Raw genomic sequence first — 16,249 nt, 5'->3', positions numbered from 1 at the left:
CGTAAAAAGTTCGCAACCAAAGCTGAACAGCTCCCCGCTGTCACCGCCCCCCGACAATGCTAAGGTTCGGCCCTAGCATTCGTATTTTCCAAGGAAGTCTTTATGCCGGACGCAATGTCCCTCAATGCTGGTTTTATGGTGGTTCACGGCAACCGCCTGGACGAGCTGCGCAGCCTGGTGGTGAGCTGGATGCGCCGCTACCCGCTGGCTCCCTTGGAAAATGAGATTGCCCTGGTACAAAGCAACGGCATTGCACAGTGGCTCAAACTGGCGCTGGCCGAAGATGCTGAGGACGATGACATGGGCGGCTGTGGAATCGCCGCCGCGATTGATGTCCAGTTGCCCGGCAGCTTCATGTGGCAGCTCTACCGCATGGTCCTGGGTCGTGACGAAATCCCGGCCAAATCCTTGCTCGATAAAGCCCCGCTGACTTGGCGCCTGATGCGCCTGCTGCCGCAATTGATCAATCAACCGCACTTCGAACCCCTGCAACGCTTCCTGACCCACGACACCGACCTGCGCAAGCGCTACCAGTTGGCTGAGCGACTGGCTGACTTGTTCGACCAATACCAGGTGTATCGCGCAGACTGGCTCGAAGACTGGGCCGAAGGACGCCATCAATTGCGCAGCGGCCGAGGCGAAGCCAAGCCGCTGCCCCCAGCCAATTGCTGGCAAGCAGAGTTATGGCGTGCACTGCTGGTGGATGTCGGCGAAGAAGGCATGTCCCAAAGTCGCGCCGGCGTCCACCAGCGCTTCATCGAGCGCATCAACAATCTTGAAGTAGCCCCCAAAGGATTGCCCTCTCGAGTAATTGTGTTTGGTATCTCCTCGCTGCCGGCCCAAGCCCTGGAAGCCCTCGCCGGACTGGCTCGATTCAGCCAGGTCCTGCTGTGCGTACACAACCCCTGCCGTCATCACTGGGCAGACATCGTTGCCGATAAAGACCTCCTGCGACATCAATACAAACGCCAGGCCCGCAAGAGTGGCATGCCGGTGGTGCTCGACCCGCAAACTCTGCATCAGCACGCCCATCCGCTGCTGGCCGCCTGGGGCAAGCAGGGCAGGGACTACATAAACCTGCTCGACAGCTACGACGATCCCAACAGCTATCGCGCAGCGTTCCGCGACGGTCGCATTGACCTGTTCAGCGACAGCCAGCCCCTGAACATGCTCAATCAGCTGCAAGACGACATCCTCGAACTGCGCCCCCTGAACGAGACCCGCGAACGCTGGCCAGCCATCGATCCACAGCACGATCAGTCGATCCGTTTTCACATCGCCCACAGTGCCCAGCGTGAAGTGGAGATCCTCCACGACCAACTGCTCGCACGCTTCAGCGCCGACTCTCATCTGCGCCCCCGGGATGTGATCGTCATGGTCCCGGACATCGATAGCTATGCACCGCATATTCGCGCTGTATTCGGCCAGCTCGATCGTCACGACCCACGTTTCATTCCTTTCACGCTGGCAGACCAGGGCCAGCGCGGTCGCGACCCTTTGCTGATCGCCGTCGAACACCTGCTCAAACTGCCTGACAGCCGATTCCCCGTCAGTGAGATTCTCGATCTGCTGGACGTACCCGCATTGCGCGCGCGCTTCGGTGTCGAGGAGCGCGATCTGCCGACCCTGCACAGCTGGATCGAAGGCGCGGGCATTCGTTGGGGCATGAACGCCGAGCAACGCGCAGGCCTTGGTTTGCCAGAGGCTCTTGAGCAAAACAGTTGGCGTTTCGGCCTGCGTCGCATGCTGCTTGGATATGCCGTCGGCAGTGGCAGCATGTACGGCGGCATCGAGCCGTACAACGAGATTGGCGGGCTGGATGCGGCACTGATCGGCCCGCTGGTTTCATTGCTGGACGCGCTGGAAATCGCCCATCGGGAACTCACACAACCGGCATCACCGAGCCAATGGAGCCTGCGCCTGCAGGCACTGACCTCGCTGTTCTTCCAGGCCACCAATGAGCATGACGACTTCTTGCTCACGCAGCTGGAAGAGCTGCGCGAAGCCTGGCTGGAGAATTGTGAGTCGGTCGGTCTGCAGGACGAACTGCCGCTGACCGTCGTTCGTGAAGCCTGGCTGGCCGGCCTGGATCAGGGCCGCTTGTCCCAACGCTTCCTCGCCGGCGCGGTGAACTTCTGCACCCTGATGCCGATGCGTGCGATCCCTTTCAAACTGGTGTGCCTGCTGGGCATGAATGACGGCGACTACCCGCGGGCGCAACCGCCGCTGGACTTTGACCTCATGGGCAGCGACTACCGGCCCGGTGATCGTTCACGTCGCGAGGACGACCGTTACCTTCTGCTCGAAGCGCTGCTGTCGGCCCGCGACCAGCTGTACATCAGCTGGGTCGGCCGCAGCATTCGCGACAACAGCGAGCGCCCCGCGTCGGTACTGATCGGTCAATTGCGCGATCACCTCGCCAGCGGCTGGAAATCAAGCGACGCCGAACAAGACGTGCTCGAAACGCTGACCCAGGAACACCCGTTGCAACCCTTCAGCGCTCGCTACTTCCACGAAGGCGATGACCTGTTCAGCTACGCCAACGAATGGCAGGTGCTTCATCACGCACCAAGCCAGACTGCCGAAAACGAAATCCTCGCGCCTCACATTCAAGAGGAGCCGCTGGGCATCGGTCAGCTCCAGGATTTCCTGCGCAACCCGGTGCGGCATTTCTTCAGCCAAAGATTGAAGGTGTTCTTCGAAGCCGCCGAAGTACCTCTGGCGGATGAGGAGCCCTTCGTCCTCGACGCACTGCAGCGCTACAGCCTCAGCGACAACCTGCTGAAGGCCGCGCTCAATGACGTGGATAACCCCGACCAGGCTCTTGAGGCACAAGCGCGGCGCCTGCAAAACAGCGGCCTGCTGCCCATGGCCGGATTTGGCGAGTGCCTCCAGCGAGAGTTGATCGAACCGCTGCCGGATCTGGTCGAGCGCTACCATCAGTTGTTGGCTCTATGGCCAACACCGTTAACCAGTGCGCTACCGGTGAATCTGGAACTGCATGATCTGCGCATTGAAGGCTGGCTCAGTGGCCTGCATCAGCGTGCCGATGGCGGATTGCTGTCCGTGACTACGATCCCCAACAGCATCGGCTCGATCAAGTCGCGCAAATGGCATCGCCTGACGCGGCCCTGGGTTGACCATCTGATCGCATGCGCAAGTGGCCTTGAGATGACCACCGCATTGGTGGCCAGCGATGACAGCTTGATGCTCGCGCCGTTGGAAACCCAATCAGCGAAACGGATATTGGGGGATCTGCTGCTGGCCTGGAAAGCCGGCATGCGCCAACCGCTGCCGATCGCAGTCAAGACGGCCTTCGCCTGGTTGGGCCAGACCGATCCGGTCAAGGCCGAAGCAGCTGCCCGCAAGGCCTATGAAGGCGATGGCCTGACCACCGACGGTGAGCGTCGCGAAAGCGTGGCGCTGGCCCGTCAGTTTGCCGATTTCGATGCACTGGTCGCCGACGAGACATTCATGGACTGGTGCGAAGCGCTGTACAAACCGATGCTCGAGGCCCCCTGGCGTTCGATGGCCAGCGAGGAGGCGCGCCCATGACCACCAAGACACCTCTGGCCCTGGCGTTCCCGCTGCGTGGCAGTCAGTTGATCGAAGCCAGTGCCGGCACCGGCAAGACCTTCACCATTTCCGCGTTGTACCTGCGTCTGGTCCTCGGTCATGGTGGCGAGGCCAATGGCTTCGGGCGCGAGTTGTTGCCGCCACAGATCCTGGTCGTGACCTTCACCGATGCTGCCACCAAGGAGCTGCGTGAGCGAATCCGCACGCGTTTGGCGGAAGCTGCGCGGTTCTTCCGCGATGAAACTCCAGCTCCCGACGGCCTGATCGCCGAACTGCGTGATACTTATTTGCCCGAGCAATGGGCAGGTTGCGCCAACCGCCTCGACATCGCCGCGCAGTGGATGGATGAAGCCGCAGTTTCGACGATCCACAGTTGGTGTCAGCGCATGTTGCGCGAGCACGCTTTCGACAGTGGCAGCCTGTTTACCCAGACCCTGGAAACCGATCACAGCGATCTGCTCGGCGAGGTCCTGCGCGACTATTGGCGCTTGTTCTGCTACCCGATGCAGGGCGATGCCCTGAACTGGGTGCGCACCAATTGGGGCGGGCCGGCGGCGCTATTGCCGCAGGTGCGCGGGTTGTTTGCCAGCGAGCGGGACAAGGTTGAAAACCGCGAGCCCGCCGAGCTGATCATGGAGTGTCTGCAAGAGCGCCGAGCCGCCTTGCTGGAACTCAAGATGCCGTGGCGTCAGTGGGCGGATGAATTGCTCGCCATCTGTCACGAAGGTGTCGCCAGCAAAAGCGTCGACGGGCGCAAGATGCAGGCGCGCTACTTCGAGCCCTGGTTCGAGAAGATCAAGACCTGGGCCGAGGACGAAGCCCTTGAGCAACTGGACATCGGCACCGGTTTCACGCGCCTGACCCCCGAGGGGATGGCCGAAGCCTGGAAGAAAGGCCCGGCTCCCGACCATCCGGGTCTCGATGCCATGCACGCCTTGAAAGTGTGTCTGGATGGTTTGCCGACACCCGATGCTGCCGTTCTGCAGCATGCCGCCCATTGGGTCGGTGCGCGCTTCGAGGAAGAAAAACGTCGCCGCGCGGAAATGGGCTTCGACGACATGCTGTTGCGTCTGGATGCTGCCTTGCAGGCCGAAGGCGGAGAGCGCCTGGCGACCTTGATCCGCGAGCAGTTCCCGGTCGCGCTGATCGACGAATTCCAGGACACCGACCCGGTGCAGTACCGTATCTTCGAGAGCATCTACCGCATCGAAGACAACAATCCCGAGAGCGGCCTGTTCCTGATTGGTGACCCGAAACAGGCCATCTATGCCTTCCGCGGTGCCGACATCTACACCTACCTGCGCGCCCGTCAGGCCACGACGGGTCGCCTGCATACCCTGGGCACCAACTTCCGCTCCAGCCACGGCATGGTCAGCGCCGTGAACCACGTCTTTAAACGCGCCGAGATTCGAGAGGCCGGGCGTGGTGCGTTCCTGTTCCGTGAGAGCGATGGCGAAAACCCGGTGCCGTTCTTGCCGGTCCAGTCCCAAGGGCGCAAAGAAGTTCTGCAGATCGATGGCCAGACCGTGCCAGCACTGAACATCTGGCACCTGTCTTCCGAGCAGCCGTTATCCGGTGCGGTGTACCGGCAACAACTGGCCGCCGCCTGCGCCAGCCAGATCACCGCGTTGCTCAACGGCGGGCAACAGAACCAGGCCGGGTTCACGCGCGACGGCGAGGATTTCAAAGGCCTGCGGCCCGCCGACATCGCCATCCTCGTGCGCGACGGCAAGGAGGCCCAGGCCGTGCGCGCCGAGCTTTCCGCTCGCGGTGTGCGAAGCGTTTATCTGTCGGACAAGGATTCGGTGTTCGCCGCCCAGGAAGCTCACGACATGCTGACCTGGCTCAAGGCCTGCGCCGAGCCGGATGTCGAGCGACCGCTACGAGCCGCCCTGGCCTGCATCACGCTCAACCTGTCGCTGGTGGAACTGGAGCAACTCAATCAGGACGAAATGGCCTGGGAGTCCCGGGTCATGCAGTTCCGTCGTTATCGCGAGATCTGGCGCAAGCAGGGCGTGTTGCCGATGCTGCGCTGCCTGCTGCATGACTTCCAATTGCCCCAGACTTTGATTGCCCGCAGCGATGGCGAGCGGGTGCTGACCAACCTGCTGCATCTGTGCGAATTGCTGCAACAGGCCGCCGCCGAACTGGATGGCGAACAGGCGCTGATCCGGCATTTGTCCGAGCATCTGGCGCTGTCCGGCCAGGCCGGTGAAGAGCAGATTCTGCGTCTGGAAAGTGATGAGCAACTGGTCAAGGTGGTGACCATCCACAAGTCCAAGGGGCTTGAATATCCACTGGTGTTCCTGCCGTTCATTTGCTCGGCGAAACCGGTGGATGGCAGTCGTTTGCCGTTGCATTACCACGATGCTGACGGCAAGGCGCAGGTGACGCTGAACCCGACCGCCGAATTGATCGCCCTGGCTGACGACGAGCGACTGGCTGAAGATCTGCGCCTGCTTTATGTGGCCCTGACCCGGGCGCAGCATGCCTGCTGGCTGGGAGTGACCGATCTCAAGCGCGGGAACAACAACAGCTCGGTGCTGCACCTGTCGGCGCTGGGTTATCTGCTGGGTGGCGGCGCCATCCTGAGCGAGTCCCAGTCACTCAACCGCTGGCTGCAAGACTTGCAGCAGGATTGCCCGTCCCTTGGCTACGGCGAAATGCCGGAAGCCACCATCGAGCACTACCATCCACCGCAAAACACCGCCGCTTTGCGCGCTCCGATGATGCCGTCACGCAAGGCCAGCGAAAACTGGTGGATCGCCTCCTACAGCGCCTTGCGCCTGAGCGATGTACTGAGCGAGGGCAGCGACGAGTCGCCGGAAAGCCCGCAGGCGCAGAAGCTCTTCGACGACGAACGTCTCGATCCGCAAGCGCCCCGTGAGATGCTCGCCGGCGGTGCGGATATTCACCGTTTCCCTCGCGGTCCGAACCCGGGCACCTTTCTCCATGGCTTGCTCGAGTGGGCCGGTGACGAAGGTTTCGCCGTCACGTCGCAAGCCGTGGAAGACGCCATCGCCCGGCGCTGCAATCGCCGTGGCTGGGAAGGCTGGATCACTACGCTGAGCGACTGGCTGCAGCATCTGCTCAAATCGCCGCTGCCAGTGGGAGCGGGGCAGGCGCCTGTGGTGTTCGAGCAGTTGACCCAGTATCAGGTCGAAATGGAATTCTGGTTCGCCAGCCACAAGGTCGATGTACTCAAACTCGATGCGCTGGTGCGCCAGTACACCCACAACGGCATGCCGCGTCTGGCCGCCGAGCCGGTGCTGCTCAACGGCATGTTCAAGGGCTTTGTCGACCTGACCTTCGAGCACGACGGTCGCTATTACGTCGCCGATTACAAATCCAACTGGTTGGGCGCTGACGACTCGGCCTACACCGAGCAGGCCATGGAGCAGTCGATTCTGGATAACCGTTACGACCTGCAATACGTGTTGTACCTGCTGGCCCTGCATCGCCAGCTCAAGGCTCGTCTGGCCGATTACGACTACGACCGGCACATCGGTGGCGCGCTGTATCTGTTCCTGCGCGGCACCCGCGCGCCGACACAAGGCGTGTATTTCGCCCGTCCACCCAGAGAGCTGATCGAGCGCCTGGACCGCATGTTCCAGGGTAAAGCCGAGCCCAAGGCTGAACCGGCGTGGGAACAGGGAGTATTGCTATGAACCGCACCTTCGCCGATGTGCTGCCGAGCTCGTCGGCAATCGGCAACCTCGCCGAACTCGCCCCCTTGAGCCGCGCCGACGACCTGCTGGTGTTGCTCACACGCTGGGTCGAACGTGGCTGGCTGCGTGCACTGGATAAAGCCTTCGTAGCCTTCCTGCATGAACTGGCTCCGGACGATGATCCGCTGGTGCTGCTGGCCGCCGCGTTGACCAGCCATCAACTGGGTCATGGGCATGTCTGCCTGGATCTGTTCGAAACCTTGAAGGAACCGGATTTCGCCCTGTCGCTGCCGCCGGAAGGCGATGTGCAAGGTGGCGCGATGCTGTTGCCGTCACAGTTGCTGGCATCGCTCGATGGTGCCCATTGGTGCAAGGTGCTGGCCGCCGGAAGTCTGGTCGCGCTGGCGGTCGACACCAGTGAAACCGCGCAACAGCGCCCGCTGGTGCTGTCGGGCAAGCGTCTTTATCTGCGCCGCTACTGGGCCTACGAGCGGCAGATCGATCATGCGTTGCGCCAACGCCTCGAGGTGCAAGAAGTCGCCCCGAGCGACCTGCCTCAGCGCCTGACCGGTCTGTTCGGTTCGGCCGGATCCGCTGAAGTGATCGACTGGCAAAAGCTCGCCTGTGCCCTCGCGACTCGCGGCGCGTTCAGCATCGTCACCGGCGGGCCGGGCACCGGCAAGACCACCACGGTGGTGCGCCTGCTGGCCTTGCTCCAGGCGCCCGCAGTCGAAGCGGGCCAACCGCTGAGAATCCGTTTGGCGGCGCCCACCGGCAAGGCCGCCGCGCGCCTGACCGAATCCATCAGCCAGCAGGTGCGTACGCTGAAAGTCAGCGAAGACATCCGCAATAAGATCCCCTCCGACGTCACCACCGTCCACCGCTTGCTCGGCAGCCGTCCGGGCACCCGGCACTTCCGCCACAACGGGGGCAATCGCCTGCCGCTGGATGTGCTGGTGGTGGACGAAGCCTCGATGATTGACCTGGAAATGATGGCCAACCTGCTGGACGCCTTGCCGCCCCATGCCCGTCTGGTGTTGCTGGGGGATAAGGACCAGTTGGCCTCGGTGGAGGCGGGGGCGGTGCTGGGGGATTTGTGTCGCGATGCCGAGGCCGGTTGGTACAGCCCGCAAACGCGTCAGTGGCTGGAGTCGGTCAGTGGCGAAAGCCTGGCAGCCAGCGGCTTGCAGGAAGATACCCACGGCAGTCATCCATTGGCGCAGCAGGTAGTGATGTTGCGTCATTCGCGACGTTTCGGCGAAGGCAGCGGCATCGGCCAGTTGGCCCGTTGGGTCAATCAGCAGCAGCCCGATGAGGCGCGCAATCTGCTGGCGGCACGCAGTCACGGCGACGTGTTCAGCGTGTCGCTCAAGAATGAACAGGATCGTGCCTTGGAGCGCTTGCTGCTAGAAGGACATGGCGAAGGACCCCAAGGCTATCGGCATTACTTGAGCGTGCTGCGTAACCAGCGGCCGACGTTCAGCACCACGCTGGATGATACGAGCTGGATGGACTGGGCGCGCCAGGTCCTGCAAGCCTTCGATGCCTTCCAGTTGCTGTGCGCGGTGCGCAAGGGGCCGTGGGGTGTGGAGGGGCTCAATGTGCGGGTCACCGAGGCGCTGCTCAGGGCGCGGCTGATCGACAGCGACCAGCAGTGGTATGAAGGGCGTCCCGTGCTGATGACCCGCAATGACTACGGCCTGGGCTTGATGAACGGCGATATCGGTATCGCGCTCAAGTTGCCTGAGCGCGACGGGCCCGAGGCGGGCAAGCAGGTTTTGCGCGTGGCGTTCCCGCGCAACGACGGGCAGGGTGGAGTGCGATTCGTCCTGCCGAGCCGGCTCAATGATGTCGAGACCGTGTACGCCATGACCGTGCATAAATCCCAGGGCTCGGAGTTCGCCCATACCGCGCTGATCCTGCCGGACGCCCTGAACCCGGTGCTCACCAAGGAACTGATCTACACCGGGATCACCCGGGCCAAGGACTGGTTCACCCTGATCGAGCCCCGTGGCGGCGTCTTCGAAGAGGCGGTCAAGCGCAAGGTCAAACGCCTGAGCGGCTTGATGCTCGAGCTCAAGGGCGATTCAGACCTGGCTGATTGAAAAAGCATCGAGCATGAGGGGCGCTGCTTCGCTGGCGTCCCGTCGCTATGCTATCGTTGCGGCATCATTTGGTTACGGTTGAAGAGAATCCCCGCATGAAGGTGGCTGTCAGGACGACAGGGCGTGTCATGAGCTGCAAACAGGCACTGCTCGCCGGCCTTCTGTGTTTGCTGTCGGGGATTGTCTGCGCTCAACCGCAAGCTCCTGCGAGCCCGGCCGAGCAACGCGCCAAGGCCGTCACCGAAGTCGTCCTCGGCATTCTCAGTTATGCCCGCTGGCCGGTTGAACCCGACCGGCTTCGCCTGTGCGTGATCGGCCCCACCGAATACACCGATGACCTGCTTAAAGGCACGACCCAGGCGACGGGCCGACCCGTGACCGTGCGCCGCTTGCTGGCCAGCAACCCGACCATCGCCGATGAATGCGATGCAGCGTACATCGGCAAGTTGACCGTTGAGGAGCGCAGCCACTTGTATGCCGCGCTGACCGGCCGCCCGGTATTGAGCATCAGCGAGAGCGATGATCAATGCACCGTCGGCAGTCTGTTCTGTCTACGGGTCAGCGATGAGCAAGTGTCCTTCGAGGTCAATCTCGACTCCGTCGCCCGCAGTGGTGTGCGCATCCATCCGAGCGTACTGCAACTGTCCCGTCGCAAGCCGGCGGCCACATGAGTCTGCTCAAGCCGGGTAGTCGCCCGACCCTGCGTTCGGTCATCGGCCGCGGTCATCTGATCGTGGCGCTGGTGGCCGTGGCCATGGCCAGCGTGTCCCTGACCTTGCTGGGCATTCTGGCGTTGCGGGTGTATGCCGATCACAACCTGCACCTGATCGCCCGCTCGATCAATTACACCGTGGAAGCGGCCGTGGTGTTCAACGACAAGGCCGCCGCTTCGGAAGCGCTGGCGCTGATCGCCTCCACCGAAGAAGTGGCCGATGCCCAGGTCCTGAGTGCGAAGGGAGAGGTGCTGGCGCGCTGGCAGCGGCCGGAAACCGGGTTGTTGACCGAGCTCGAACTGCAGCTGGCCAAGGTCTTTCTGGAAAAGCCCATCAGCATGCCGATCCTTCATCAGGACCGCGAGGTCGGCAGTATTCGGCTGACCGGACACGGTGGCAGCTTGATGCGCTTTTTGCTCAGTGGTCTGGTGGGAATTTTGCTGTGTACGGCGATCAGTGCCTGGGTCGCGCTCTATCTGGCGCGCCGGCAACTGCGCGGCATCACCGGCCCCTTGCGCAGGCTGGCCGCGGTAGCACACGCCGCACGCAGCGAGCGGGCCCTGGATCGACGCGTGCCGCCGGCGACCATCGCCGAGCTCGACAATCTGGGCAACGACTTCAATGCGCTGCTTGATGAGCTCGAATCCAGGCAGTTCCATCTGCGCAGCGAGAACGAGTCCCTCGCGCACCAGGCCAATCACGACAGCCTCACGGGGCTGCCCAACCGGGCGTTCTTCGAAGGCCGCCTGATGCGGGCGTTGCGCAACGCCAACAAGTTCAACGAGCGAGTGGCGGTGCTGTTCCTCGACAGCGACCGGTTCAAGGACATCAACGACAGCTTCGGGCATGCCGCCGGTGACGCCGTGCTGATGGCCGTGGCCAGTCGGGTCAAGGCGCAACTGCGTGAAGAGGATCTGGTGGCGCGCCTGGGCGGCGATGAATTCGCGGTGCTGCTGACGCCGCTGCACAAGACCGAAGACGCCGAGCGGATCGCCGACAAGATCCTCGCCAGTATGGAGACGCCCATCGAGTTGCCGGGGGCGCACGAGGTGATGACTTCGCTGAGCATCGGCATCGCCGTGTACCCCGATCACGGGGGCACGCCGAGCGCACTGCTCGATGCCGCCGATGGTGCGATGTATCAAGCCAAGCGCCTCACCCGGGGCGCGCAACATACCGCAGGGTCGGAGCACCCTGTCGCCGATGTTTAATCAAGGAGCTGAATGTCCGTGTTTTCACTCACCCAACGTACCCTGCGACTGTTCTCGATCACCCTGTTGATGGCCGTGCTGAGCCTGGCCGGTTGTCAGTCGGTGCCGCCTAAAGGCCTGACCCCGGCGCAGATCGCCGTGCTGAAGCAGCAAGGCTTCGAGTTGACCGACGAGGGCTGGGCGTTCGGCCTGTCCGGCAAAGTGCTGTTTGGCAGCGACGTCGACAGCCTCAACGCGCAGAGCAGTGAGATCGTCCAGCGCATCGGCAAGTCGTTGCTGAGCGTCGGCATCGAGCGGGTGAGGGTCGATGGGCATACCGACGCGTCGGGCAAGGAGGCCTACAACGAACAGCTCTCCCTGCGCCGCGCCAAGAGCGTCGCCATCGTCCTGGCTGGCGCCGGCATGAAGCAGGAGAACATCCAGTTGCAGGGTTTCGGCAGCAGCAAGCCGGTGGCGAGCAATGACACGGCTTCCGGCCGCACGGAAAATCGTCGGGTTGCCATTGTGGTGAGCGCCGACTGATCGACGCTATGCTTTGTGTCCTGCCCGGTCCGAGCCGGGCATCTGATTTTTTGCATGAGCGCTTCAGGCTCAAACAACAAGAAACAAGCATTGATTAAGCAGATGAAAAAATTACTGAGTTTTTACCGAAACCGTTATTGGAAGCGATGGCTTCGAGAGCACACGTGCAAGTTCGCGGGCGGGGTGTCTTCACTCGGTAAGAATACGACGCTGATCATTGAAGAAGGTGTCTCTCTGGGGCATGTGATCATCGATGCCAGGCATCTGACTATTGGCGCCCATACCTACATCCGTAGTGACAGCAAGTTGTCGACGGTTTCGTCCATCGGACGCTTTTGTTCCATTGGCAATAACTGCTACATCGGTCAGGAAAAAAACACTCACCCTTCGGACTGGGTCAGCTCCCATCCGTTCCAGTACACCGACACGGCGCTCACGTACGATCCTGTCATTGCCGATGTGACGATTGGCGATGATGTGTGGATCGGCCACAGCGCGATGATCATGGAAGGCGTCAAAGTCGGTACCGGCGCCATTGTCGCCACCCGTGCGCTGGTGGCTCACGATGTGCCGCCGTACGCCATCGTCGCGGGCGTGCCGGCGAAAGTGGTCAAGTATCGGCATTCGCCGGAAGTCATTTCGCGGTTGCTGGAAAGCAAATGGTGGGAGCGCGATATCGAATTCCTGAAAGGATTGCGCCTGGATGATCCCGAGGTGGCGTTGCCGCAGTTGATGAGCCTGGGTGACGAAAATCGGGCGAGCTACCAGCGGCTGGAGCTCACTCGCAAGGGCTGCCGCGTATTGTCTGGCTGAACACACCACAGTTTGGATGGTGTTCTCAGGGGCTCAGTCGGTAAAACGCAGCTCCCGCGTCTGGCCCAGCAACAACGGCCCATTCAGCTCCGTCACCTCCCTGATGTAATCCCACAGCAGCGTAATGCGCTTGAGCTTTCTCAGGTCCTCCCGGCAGTACATCCAGAATTGCCGGGTGATATTGATCTCCTCCGGCAACACCGGCAGCAACCGCGGATCCTGCGCAGCGAGGAAGCAGGGCAGGATTGCCAGCGATCGGCCTTGCTGCGCCGCGACGAATTGCGCGATCACGCTGGTGCTGCGCAGGTTGGCGCTGGCGCCGGGCAGGACGTTGGCTAGGTACAGTAGCTCCGAGCTGAAAGCCAGATCGTCGACATAACTGATGAATGAATGGTTGCCCAGGTCTGCCGCGCGGCGGATGGGCGGGTGTTTGTCGAGGTATTCCTGGGTCGCGTAGAGCTGCAGGCGGTAGTCGCAGAGTTTGCAGCACACGTACGGCCCGTGTTCCGGGCGTTCCAGGGCGATGACGATGTCGGCCTCGCGCTTGGACAGGCTGATAAAGTGCGGCAGGGGCAGGATGTCCACCGAGATGGCCGGGTAGGCGTCGACGAAGTGGCTTAGCTGTGGAGTGATGAAGAAGCTGCCGAAGCCTTCGGTGCAGCCCATGCGCACATGCCCGGACAGTGCCACGCCGGAGCCCGATACCTGCTCGCAGGCCATGTGCAGTGTGCTTTCAATCGATTCCGCGTAACCCATCAAACGCTGGCCTTCAGCGGTCAGGACAAAGCCGCTGGTCCGCGATTTCTCGAACAACAGCGTACCCAACGAAGCTTCCAGCGAACTGATGCGCCGCGAGACGGTGGTGTAGTCCACCGCCAGGCGCTTGGCGGCGGTACTGGCCTTGCGGGTACGGGCCACTTCGAGGAAAAACTTGAGGTCGTCCCAGTTCAGCGACCCCAGGGACGTGATGTTTTTTTGCATGTTGGACCGGCTTTTATGTGCGTTCTTGTTGGAAGTTTGCACATCTATACTCCAAAAACAGCGCGAAACCTATTCGCGGCACAGGACTTCTCTCAAGGCGACTTGCTCGCCTTGACTCGACTGATAGCTCTCTGAATAAGAACAACGTCCAGGAGATCGAACATGAACGCATCGCTCACGCCCAACGAAACCACCGTGCAGAAGGTCAAGCTGTTGATCGACGGTGAGTGGGTCGAATCCAAGACCACCGAATGGCACGACATCGTCAACCCGGCGACCCAGCAAGTGCTGGCCAAGGTTCCGTTCGCCACCGACGAGGAAGTCGACGCGGCGATCAGCGCGGCCCATCGCGCCTTCCAGACCTGGAAGCTGACCCCGATCGGCGCGCGGATGCGCATCATGCTCAAGCTCCAGGCATTGATTCGCGAGCATTCCAAGCGCATCGCCGCGGTGCTGAGCGCCGAGCAGGGCAAAACCATTGCCGACGCCGAGGGCGACATTTTCCGTGGCCTGGAAGTGGTCGAGCACGCCTGCTCCATCGGCTCCCTGCAGATGGGCGAGTTCGCTGAAAACGTCGCCGGTGGCGTCGACACTTACACCCTGCGCCAGCCGATCGGCGTGTGCGCCGGCATCACCCCTTTCAACTTCCCGGCGATGATTCCGCTGTGGATGTTCCCGATGGCCATCGCCTGCGGCAACACCTTCGTCCTCAAGCCTTCCGAGCAGGACCCGATGTCGACCATGCTGCTGGTTGAGCTGGCCATCGAAGCCGGCATTCCGGCCGGTGTACTGAACGTCGTGCACGGCGGCAAGGACGTGGTGGACGGGCTCTGCACCCATAAAGACATCAAGGCCGTGTCCTTCGTCGGCTCGACTGCGGTCGGTACTCACGTCTACGACCTGGCTGGCAAACACGGCAAGCGCGTGCAATCGATGATGGGCGCCAAGAACCACGCCGTGGTCCTGCCAGACGCCAATCGCGAACAAGCGCTCAATGCCCTGGTCGGTGCCGGTTTCGGCGCGGCGGGTCAGCGTTGCATGGCCACCTCGGTGGTGGTGCTGGTGGGCGCGGCGAAGCAATGGCTGCCGGATCTCAAGGCGCTGGCGCAGAAGCTCAAGGTCAATGCCGGCAGCGAGCCGGGCACCGACGTCGGCCCGGTGATTTCGAAAAAGGCCAAGGCGCGGATTCTCGATCTGATCGAGAGCGGCATCAAGGAAGGCGCCAAGCTGGAGCTGGATGGTCGCGAGATCAGTGTTCCAGGGTACGAGAAGGGCAACTTTGTCGGCCCGACCCTGTTCTCCGGCGTGACCACCGACATGCAGATCTACACCCAGGAAATTTTCGGCCCGGTGCTGGTGGTGCTGGAAGTTGCCACTCTCGATGAGGCCATTGCCCTGGTCAACGCCAACCCGTTCGGCAACGGCACCGGCCTGTTCACCCAGAGCGGTGCGGCGGCGCGTAAATTCCAGAGCGAAATCGACGTCGGTCAGGTCGGCATCAACATCCCGATTCCGGTGCCGGTCCCGTTCTTCAGCTTCACCGGTTCCCGTGGCTCCAAGCTGGGCGACCTCGGCCCGTATGGCAAGCAAGTGGTGCAGTTCTACACTCAGACCAAGACGGTCACTGCCCGTTGGTTCGATGACGACAGCGTCAACGACGGCGTGAACACCACCATCAATCTGCGATAAGGAGCCAGGCATGAAAATCGCTTTTATCGGTCTGGGCAACATGGGCGCGCCGATGGCGCGCAACCTGATCAAGGCCGGCCATTCGCTGCGCATGGTGGACCTGAACAAAACCGTGCTGGCGGAGCTGGAGCAACTGGGCGGCAGCATCAGCGCCTCGGCCCGCGAAGCAGCGCAGGGTGCGGAACTGGTGATCACCATGCTGCCGGCCGCAGTGCATGTGCGCAGCGTCTGGCTGGGTGAAGACGGCGTACTTGCCGGTATCGGCAAGGGTGTGCCGGCGGTGGATTGCAGCACCATCGATCCACAGACCGCCCGTGACGTGGCCGCCGCTGCTGCCAAACAGGGCGTGGCCATGGCCGATGCACCGGTCTCCGGCGGCACCGGCGGCGCGGCGGCGGGCACGCTGACCTTCATGGTCGGCGGTACCGCGGAACTGTTCGCCACCCTGCAACCGGTACTGGCGCAGATGGGCCGCAACATCGTCCATTGTGGTGAGGTCGGCACCGGGCAAATCGCTAAAATCTGCAACAACCTGCTGTTGGGCATTTCCATGGTCGGCGTCAGCGAAGCCATGGCCCTGGGCGATGCCCTGGGCATCGACACCAAGGTGCTGGCGGGCATCATCAACAGCTCCACTGGTCGTTGCTGGAGTTCGGAGATGTACAACCCATGGCCGGGCATCGTCGAAACGGCGCCAGCCTCGCGCGGCTACACCGGTGGTTTCGGTGCCGAGCTGATGCTCAAGGACCTGGGCCTGGCCACTGAAGCGGCACGTCAGGCACACCAGCCGGTCGTCCTCGGTGCGGTGGCCCAGCAGTTGTACCAGGCGATGAGTTTGCGTGGAGAGGGCGGCAACGACTTCTCGGCGATCATCAACAGCTATCGCAAGCCTGAGTAAGGCTGTTTCCGGGGATCCGCGTCGGGCGGGTCCCCGGTTTTTTACTCTTGAAAAGATCGCAGCCTTCGGCAGC

10 protein-coding genes are annotated in these 16,249 nt (G+C 62.2%); 9 read left to right on the top strand and 1 reads right to left on the bottom strand.

The genetic code is table 11. From position 1 onward, the window contains the following. The first annotated feature begins 102 nt into the window (after positions 1–102). The 7 genes from recC to K9857_RS24820 all read left to right on the top strand — a co-directional run bounded on the left by recC (position 103) and on the right by K9857_RS24820 (position 12,608). Positions 103–3,555 carry an exodeoxyribonuclease V subunit gamma gene (gene recC / locus K9857_RS24850; RefSeq protein WP_224540301.1) on the top strand — a complete coding sequence of 1,151 codons (3,453 nt, stop codon included), beginning with the start codon at positions 103–105 and terminating at the stop codon, positions 3,553–3,555. Further along, positions 3,552–7,244: an exodeoxyribonuclease V subunit beta gene (gene recB / locus K9857_RS24845; RefSeq protein WP_224540299.1), complete on the top strand. Its 3,693-nt coding sequence runs from the start codon at positions 3,552–3,554 to the stop codon at positions 7,242–7,244. Before recC ends, recB begins: the two co-directional genes overlap by 4 nt. After that, positions 7,241–9,349 carry an exodeoxyribonuclease V subunit alpha gene (gene recD / locus K9857_RS24840; RefSeq protein ID WP_224540297.1) on the top strand — a complete coding sequence of 703 codons (2,109 nt, stop codon included), beginning with the start codon at positions 7,241–7,243 and terminating at the stop codon, positions 9,347–9,349. Before recB ends, recD begins: the two co-directional genes overlap by 4 nt. Before the next feature lie 95 nt (positions 9,350–9,444). Beyond that, positions 9,445–10,020 carry a YfiR family protein gene (locus K9857_RS24835; protein WP_224540295.1) on the top strand — a complete coding sequence of 192 codons (576 nt, stop codon included), beginning with the start codon at positions 9,445–9,447 and terminating at the stop codon, positions 10,018–10,020. Next, positions 10,017–11,273 (top strand): diguanylate cyclase domain-containing protein, encoded by a 1,257-nt coding sequence (locus K9857_RS24830; protein WP_224540293.1) that lies wholly within the window; start codon positions 10,017–10,019, stop codon positions 11,271–11,273. The genes K9857_RS24835 and K9857_RS24830 overlap by 4 nt, the downstream gene beginning before the upstream one ends. Positions 11,274–11,285: 12 nt before the next feature. Continuing rightward, positions 11,286–11,795: an OmpA family protein gene (locus K9857_RS24825; protein ID WP_224540291.1), complete on the top strand. Its 510-nt coding sequence runs from the start codon at positions 11,286–11,288 to the stop codon at positions 11,793–11,795. Between the two features lie 102 nt (positions 11,796–11,897). Then, positions 11,898–12,608 carry a CatB-related O-acetyltransferase gene (locus K9857_RS24820; RefSeq protein WP_318011775.1) on the top strand — a complete coding sequence of 237 codons (711 nt, stop codon included), beginning with the start codon at positions 11,898–11,900 and terminating at the stop codon, positions 12,606–12,608. Between the two features lie 33 nt (positions 12,609–12,641). Here the strand turns inward: K9857_RS24820 and K9857_RS24815 are convergent, their stop codons facing one another. Continuing rightward, a complete protein-coding gene (locus tag K9857_RS24815; protein ID WP_224540289.1) occupies positions 12,642–13,589 on the bottom strand; it encodes a LysR family transcriptional regulator in 948 nt (315 codons plus the stop codon). Between the two features lie 162 nt (positions 13,590–13,751). Between K9857_RS24815 and K9857_RS24810 the strand changes: the two genes are divergently transcribed. Further along, positions 13,752–15,278: a CoA-acylating methylmalonate-semialdehyde dehydrogenase gene (locus K9857_RS24810; RefSeq protein ID WP_224540287.1), complete on the top strand. Its 1,527-nt coding sequence runs from the start codon at positions 13,752–13,754 to the stop codon at positions 15,276–15,278. A gap of 10 nt (positions 15,279–15,288) precedes the next feature. Beyond that, positions 15,289–16,176, top strand: coding sequence for a 3-hydroxyisobutyrate dehydrogenase (gene mmsB, locus K9857_RS24805; RefSeq protein ID WP_224540285.1), 888 nt, complete (start codon positions 15,289–15,291; stop codon positions 16,174–16,176). The last annotated feature ends 73 nt before the right edge of the window (positions 16,177–16,249 follow it).

The organism is Pseudomonas sp. REP124, assembly GCF_020164475.1.
Lineage (GTDB): Bacteria > Pseudomonadota > Gammaproteobacteria > Pseudomonadales > Pseudomonadaceae > Aquipseudomonas.
The sequence above is the reverse complement of the archived record's forward strand: the minus strand, read 5'-3'. Positions and strand labels throughout refer to the sequence as shown.

Coding starts and splice junctions, on each gene's coding strand:
- recC (WP_224540301.1), top strand. CDS start 103: ATGCCGGACGCAATGTCCCTCAATGCTGGTTTTATGGTGGTTCACGGC.
- recB (WP_224540299.1), top strand. CDS start 3,552: ATGACCACCAAGACACCTCTGGCCCTGGCGTTCCCGCTGCGTGGCAGT.
- recD (WP_224540297.1), top strand. CDS start 7,241: ATGAACCGCACCTTCGCCGATGTGCTGCCGAGCTCGTCGGCAATCGGC.
- K9857_RS24835 (WP_224540295.1), top strand. CDS start 9,445: ATGAAGGTGGCTGTCAGGACGACAGGGCGTGTCATGAGCTGCAAACAG.
- K9857_RS24830 (WP_224540293.1), top strand. CDS start 10,017: ATGAGTCTGCTCAAGCCGGGTAGTCGCCCGACCCTGCGTTCGGTCATC.
- K9857_RS24825 (WP_224540291.1), top strand. CDS start 11,286: ATGTCCGTGTTTTCACTCACCCAACGTACCCTGCGACTGTTCTCGATC.
- K9857_RS24820 (WP_318011775.1), top strand. CDS start 11,898: ATGAAAAAATTACTGAGTTTTTACCGAAACCGTTATTGGAAGCGATGG.
- K9857_RS24815 (WP_224540289.1), bottom strand. CDS start 13,589: ATGCAAAAAAACATCACGTCCCTGGGGTCGCTGAACTGGGACGACCTC.
- K9857_RS24810 (WP_224540287.1), top strand. CDS start 13,752: ATGAACGCATCGCTCACGCCCAACGAAACCACCGTGCAGAAGGTCAAG.
- mmsB (WP_224540285.1), top strand. CDS start 15,289: ATGAAAATCGCTTTTATCGGTCTGGGCAACATGGGCGCGCCGATGGCG.